The sequence below is a fragment of the Cerasicoccus arenae genome (assembly GCF_014651635.1).
GTDB lineage: Bacteria > Verrucomicrobiota > Verrucomicrobiia > Opitutales > Cerasicoccaceae > Cerasicoccus > Cerasicoccus arenae.
On sequence record NZ_BMXG01000008.1, the window covers coordinates 174,909 to 181,016 of the forward strand.

5 protein-coding genes are annotated in these 6,108 nt (G+C 54.6%); 4 read left to right on the top strand and 1 reads right to left on the bottom strand.

Going from position 1 to position 6,108, the window contains the following annotated elements:
* Positions 1-4: 4 nt before the first annotated feature.
* Positions 5-874 (bottom strand): formyltetrahydrofolate deformylase, encoded by an 870-nt coding sequence (gene purU / locus IE065_RS08430; protein WP_189513907.1) that lies wholly within the window; start codon positions 872-874, stop codon positions 5-7.
* A gap of 212 nt (positions 875-1,086) precedes the next feature.
* On the opposite strand from purU, the gene IE065_RS08435 reads away from it, so the two are divergent.
* From IE065_RS08435 to mfd, 4 genes are all read left to right on the top strand, one after another.
* A complete protein-coding gene (locus IE065_RS08435; RefSeq protein WP_189513909.1) occupies positions 1,087-1,632 on the top strand; it encodes a hypothetical protein in 546 nt (181 codons plus the stop codon).
* A 121-nt stretch (positions 1,633-1,753) separates the two neighbouring features.
* Positions 1,754-2,386 carry a transcriptional repressor LexA gene (gene lexA / locus IE065_RS08440; protein ID WP_189513912.1) on the top strand — a complete coding sequence of 211 codons (633 nt, stop codon included), beginning with the start codon at positions 1,754-1,756 and terminating at the stop codon, positions 2,384-2,386.
* 3 nt (positions 2,387-2,389) lie between these two features.
* Complete coding sequence (gene rnc, locus IE065_RS08445; RefSeq protein ID WP_189513914.1) at positions 2,390-3,073, top strand: ribonuclease III; 684 nt, start codon at positions 2,390-2,392, stop codon at positions 3,071-3,073.
* A gap of 92 nt (positions 3,074-3,165) precedes the next feature.
* Positions 3,166-6,108: transcription-repair coupling factor (gene mfd, locus IE065_RS08450; protein ID WP_189513917.1), on the top strand; the 2,943-nt coding region annotated here is incomplete at its 3' end.

Below are 6,108 nucleotides of genomic sequence, written 5' to 3' on the forward strand. Positions count from 1 at the left end.
CCCCTTAATCAAATACAACAGTCTTGTTGTGGTAAACCAGAATCCGATGCTCAAGCTGCCAGCGAATGGCCTGCGCGAAAACAGCCTTCTCCAAGTCTCGTCCTCGACGGACTAAATTCTCCGGCCCATGACGATGGGTCACGCGCGCAACATCCTGCGCAATGATCGGGCCTTCGTCCAGATCAGCCGTCGCAAAGTGCGCAGTCGCACCAATCAGTTTCACCCCACGATCATAGGCCTGATGATACGGACGCCCGCCCGCAAACGCCGGCAAAAAGCTATGATGGATATTGATGACCGGGCAGCCAATATTACTTAAAAAGTCTTCCGAAAGCACCTGCATGTAGCGTGCCATCACGACGAGACTCACGCCCGCTTCCTGTAGCAGGCGGATTTGTTCGCGTTCGGCTTCGGCCTTGTTCGCCTTCGTCACTGGCACACAGTGAAACGGCAATCCGTAGGATGCGGCGGCCTCGGCCAAATCGGGATGGTTAGACACCACAACCACGGCTTTTCCACGGAATTCACCTGAGCGAAACCGCAAGGCTATATCGTGAAAACAGTGGTCGATCTTGGACACCATAATGCCCACTCGCTGCTCCTCATTGTCCATGGAAACATTACAGCTCATCCCCAGCTCTTCGCGGGCGAAGACTGCAAAGTCCTGGCCTTCGGACTCCGCCTCATTGGTCTCGGCAGGCTTCCACACTAATCGCTGGAAGAACACGCCGGCCGCATCGTCACGATGTTGGTCAGCGTGGCGAATATTCCCGCCTCGATTGAAAATCCAGTTGGAAACACTGGCGACAATCCCTGGTTTGTCCGGTCCAAAAAGCAGTGCTGTCAGGTGGCGGTCTAATGAATGATCAAGCATCTTAGGCTGTTTTACCTATATTTTATGAAATTTGTAAAAGAATCGTAATGAAAACTAAGGAAATTGATTCAATGCGCCAATTACCCCCTTTGTGCCCATCGCGGCATACGTGCTATCCCTTAGAATTGTAAGGTATCTGTAAGTAAACGGAATTTTTAGGCATGTCACGTTTCTAAGTTAATGATTGTATCATATAAACAAAGACCCCGACCATGCGAAACAATCAATCTGCCGTCAATACCCTCGGGCGATTAATCGCTCTCCTAACATTCTCATTTGTCGCCTCACCCGTTTGCGCTTCTCCCAGCGCTGGCGAACCCGTACAAAATACTCAGGGCCAATTGATCGGCTCCATTTTAGGTCCCGTCAATGAATCACCCCGCCTAAAACCAAGTGTAGTGATACAGCTCAACGATGGGGAAAAGAAAGTAAAAACGAATTGCTGCCTGACCAGTCAGGGAGATAGCTTGGTCCTGAACGAATCAGTGATCTCCAAGAGCGATAACGAGAGCGCCATTGAAGCCGCTTTCGAAGTGCGCGCCATGACCATGGTCATGATCATGCAAAGCCATGAAGACACCAGACTACTCGGTGATGTCACCGATCTCGTCTATGATCTCCACGACAACACTCTACATATTCGCGGTAGCTTGGACTCCGTCGATAGTTTCCACCGAGTACTCAATGTGACAATCGAACTATGCGATTACGAAATCGCTCCCGACATCACAATTCGCCGACCTATCGTACCTAGCTAATCGTTATCCTATACTTCCCCCCCAAACAGCGCAGCGACTTCAGCTGCGCTGTTTTTTTGGAAAAATGGGTTGACCCTGTGAACATACAACCAATACTCATTTGAACAACAAAAGAAGCACCATGAAAAAACTGACCACCCGCCAACACGAGATTTTAGGATTCATTCAACTACAATTCCGCGAAGAAAGTTTCTGGCCCAGCATTCGGGAAATCCAGGAGCATTTCGGCTTTAAAAGCACCAATGCTGTCATGGGACACTTGCGTGCATTGGAGCGCAAAGGCTACATCAGCCGCGCACCCGGTCAGGCGCGCACCTTCCGTGTCACTTATGATGACGGCACCAACAAACCCGTCTACGCCAAGGATGTTGTCAGCATTCCAATCTACGGTAATATCTCCGCAGGCTACCCCGAAGGTGTGGAATCCAGCGGAGAAGTTGGACGACTTCAGTTGGACATCAACACCGCTGGTGTAAATCGCAACCGCCGCGCCTTTGCTCTGAAAGTCCGTGGTGAAAGCATGATCGACGCCGGTATTTTTGACGGTGACGTCGTCGTTCTTGAGCCAGGTGCCCCCCAAGATGGAGACATCGTCGCAGCGCTAATCGACAACGAAACCACCCTCAAACGCTTCGTCCTCCGAGCAGGCCGTGCGCCCTACCTGAAGGCTGAAAACGTTGATTACCCTGAGCTGCACCCGGTGGCCGAACTCATTATCCAGGGCATCGCCAAGGCCGTGGTTCGCAGTCTCTAGCATATGACGGATACTGCCTCCCTGGAGCAGCGCATCGGCCATTGCTTTCGCAATCCCTCGCTGCTCGAACAGGCGCTCACTCACTCATCCCGGTTACAAGATAATCCTGACGCCGCCGATAACCAGCGACTCGAATTCCTCGGAGACGCCGTGCTCGGTCTGGTCTTAGCCGAGGCCCTGTATAGCGCCTTTCCCGACGAACGAGAAGGCTACCTAGCCCGCGCACGATCCGTTTTGGCCAAAGGCGAATTCCTCGCGCAGTTGGCTCGCGAACTCGAGCTCCCCTCACACATCTTGATGAGTGACGCCGAGCGTGCCCAAGAAGGCCATCTCCGAGATGCCGCGCTGGAAGACTCATTGGAAGCACTCATCGGTGCCATCTACCTGGATACCGACTATCCAACGACGCGAGACTGCCTGCTGGGCTGGTTTGGCGACATCCCCGCTCGGCTTCAACGCCGCCTAACGCAGGACAATCCTAAAGGCCGCCTGCAAGAATGGTCTCAAGCTAATGGAATGGCCCAGCCCGATTATACCATCGTTGATGAAGCTGGCCCCGGCCACGCCAAAGAATTTCATGCCGAGGTCGCCATCGCTGGCGTCCCCCAAGGCGCAGGTATGGGCACCAGTAAAAAGGAAGCTGAAGAAGCCGCTGCCCGCGTCGCCATTACCAAACTCGGCGTCTGAGCAAAAAATTTCGTTGCCACGGTTGCCTTTCCTCAGAAAGGCGCTTGTCTGAAACGTTTTACTGGAGCCAATCAACCGGCTCACCCTGATTAATGAAACCCGTCGTCATTCCAGCCGACGCAGATATCCGCCTTTATTACGGGGTGGCTGGCCCGTCAGCGCCCGCCGTCAGTGCCGAACTCCTTGGCTCCCCCCCCTCCCCCCCCGGCAGCGTCGCGGTGCTCATCGGCAAAGCTGGCCGAGAACTCGAAGCATGGGCCGACGATCTGGAATTCTTCTTTCAGCGCCAATTCCCCTCCACACCAATCAGCGTCCACACATTGCCCAATCTCGGTGATGTCGAACCCGACGACCCTCGGGCCTTTGAACTCAATTGCGACCGACTGGCAGCCCTGTCAGCATTGGTGCAGACGAAACCAAAGGGCATCATTTGCCTAGCCGTTCATCCCGCATCCCTCCTCCAGCCACTCCCCCCCCCCCGCCAATTAACCCAAAGCTCCGTCCACCTGAAAACCGGCGCTCAGACTGATTTCAAGACCCTTGTCGAAAAGCTGAATCAAGAGCTCGGCTACGACTCGGAAGCACTTTGCGAAACCCCAGGCCAATTCTCTGTCCGCGGCGGCCTGATCGACATCTACCCTCTCAACGCGACTGCCCCCCTCCGCATCGATTTTTTTGGCGACGAGATTGACTCGATTCGAGAATTCGACCCCACCACTCAACGCTCCGGCGAGTCAGTCAAAGAAGCCTTCCTCTCACCGGTTATCGAAGCTGATTCCGTACAAACGGCAACACTGCTCGATTACCTCCCCGATCAAGTAACTTGGCTTCTGCGCGAGCCAGCCCAGCTCCTGGACTCCGAGCCCGAGCTTTTTTATTACCCCGAAAATATCCCCCCCCCCTCGCGTAATTTCCAACACCTGATGTCTCGCCGTAAGGCCAAAGGTGACCGCTGGATGGCCCTCTCAGAGCTAGATATCGATGTTCCACTACTCGGTGAATCACCCCGCAAGGAACCAATCGAAAGCGAGTCGCTGGAGCACTATTCGACCTACGCGGAGACAACGCAGCTCGGTATTGTCCGGCAGGAATCCGAACAACGCTCTCGGCGCGATTTCCTTCAACAGCTCAACCGTTGGCAACAGGCCGGGCACAAAATCACCTTTATCCTCAAGAATGAGGCGGAGGAGAAACGTTTGCGTCAGGTATTGGACGAAGATTCGACTGGCCGAAAGCTTGTTGCCGAATGCCGATTTGGAGCCTTGGGGGAGGGCTTCCGCTTAGCCTTGCCGGAGCATCGAGAGGTCGTCGTCACCGAGGCGGAATTGTTTGGCCGAAAGCGCCTCCGCATTGGGCGACGACAGCGTAAAATGCCCCACCGCCAGGCCGTTGACCAAGCACTTGATTTCTCTGAGTTGGCCGATGGCGACTACCTCGTCCACCTCCTCAATGGCGTCTGTCTCTTCCGTGGCCTGCAAAAACTGAAAGTCGGTTCTCGCGAAGAGGAAGTCATTTCGCTCGAATTCGACGAAGGTGTTACTGTCCATCTTCGGTTGCACGAGAGCCATCTGCTCAGTCGCTATGTAGGCCTGACGAAGGCCACGCCCAAGCTCGGTAAATTGGGCGGTAGCCAATGGTCTAAAGCCCGCGCCGCCGCTGAACGGGCAACACTCGACTTCGCCGGTGAGCTACTGCGCCTCCAAGCCGAACGAGAAACACACCCAGGTTATGCCTGTGGACCAGACCACCACTGGCTTCAGGACTTCGAAGACGCCTTTGTCCACGAGGAAACGCCCGATCAAAGGCAGTCAATTATCGACGCCAAAAACGACCTCGAAAAACCGCTACCGATGGATCGTCTCCTCTGCGGCGATGTCGGCTTCGGCAAGACTGAAATCGCTATCCGGGCCGCATTCAAAATGGTGCTGGAGGGCAAGCAGGTCGCCCTTCTCATACCAACGACGGTCCTCTGCCAACAGCATTTCCAGACCTTCCGTGATCGCTTCGCCAACTATCCGATAACGATCGAAATGCTCTCGCGCTTCCGCACCGCCCAGCAGAAGCGCGAAATCCTTAAGCAGCTCAAGGCTGGCAAAATCGACTTAATCATCGGCACACACTCCCTACTCGGCAAAAACGTCGTTTACAAAGACCTGGGCCTACTAGTGATCGACGAGGAGCACCGATTCGGCGTTCGCCAAAAGGAAAAGCTCAAACAGATAAAACGTAGCGTCGACGTGCTGACAATGAGCGCAACGCCCATTCCTCGGACGCTTTATTTCGCATTGGTGGGAGCCCGCGATCTAAGCGTGATCGAGACAGCCCCCCGCGACCGCCGCCCGATCGAAACCATCGTCAAAAGCTACGACCCCAAGCTCGTTCAGACAGCAATTGAGCGTGAGGTCGAACGCGGAGGCCAGGTTTTCTACCTCCACAATCAGGTGCAGACAATTGAGTCTGTAGCCGCGAACTTGCGAAAGATGCTCCCAAAAATGAGTATCGGTGTCGGCCACGGCCAAATGCATGAGCGGGAATTGGAGAAAGTCATGACAGACTTCGTTGGCGGGCGCTACGATGTTCTAGTCTGCACGACAATCATTGAGAACGGCCTCGATATTCCCAACTGTAACACCATCATCATTGAAGGTGCTGATCGCTTTGGTCTAAGCCAACTTTACCAACTGCGCGGGCGCGTAGGGCGATTCAATCGACAAGCATATTGCTACCTGCTGCTCCATCGGCACAGCAAACTACTCGATCTCGCCCGTAAACGCTTGGGCGCGATTCGACAATTTAACCAACTTGGCGCAGGCTTCCGCATTGCCATGCGTGATCTGGAACTCCGTGGCGCAGGCAATCTGATCGGATTGAAACAGCATGGGCACATTGCCAACGTAGGCTTTGACTTGTACTGCCAACTCCTTCGACAGAGTATTGCCCGGCTAAAGGGTGATGATCAGGCTGCGGCCATTCGCGCCACCGTCCGCCTGGATTTCGTCCTCGTTGGCCGATATCTGGGCGAGACGGGGGGGGGG

What these genes read in the sequence shown, in the direction of transcription:
- purU (WP_189513907.1), bottom strand. Translation starts at nt 874, where the DNA reads ATGCTTGATCATTCATTAGACCGCCACCTGACAGCACTGCTTTTTGGA.
- IE065_RS08435 (WP_189513909.1), top strand. Translation starts at nt 1,087, where the DNA reads ATGCGAAACAATCAATCTGCCGTCAATACCCTCGGGCGATTAATCGCT.
- lexA (WP_189513912.1), top strand. Translation starts at nt 1,754, where the DNA reads ATGAAAAAACTGACCACCCGCCAACACGAGATTTTAGGATTCATTCAA.
- rnc (WP_189513914.1), top strand. Translation starts at nt 2,390, where the DNA reads ATGACGGATACTGCCTCCCTGGAGCAGCGCATCGGCCATTGCTTTCGC.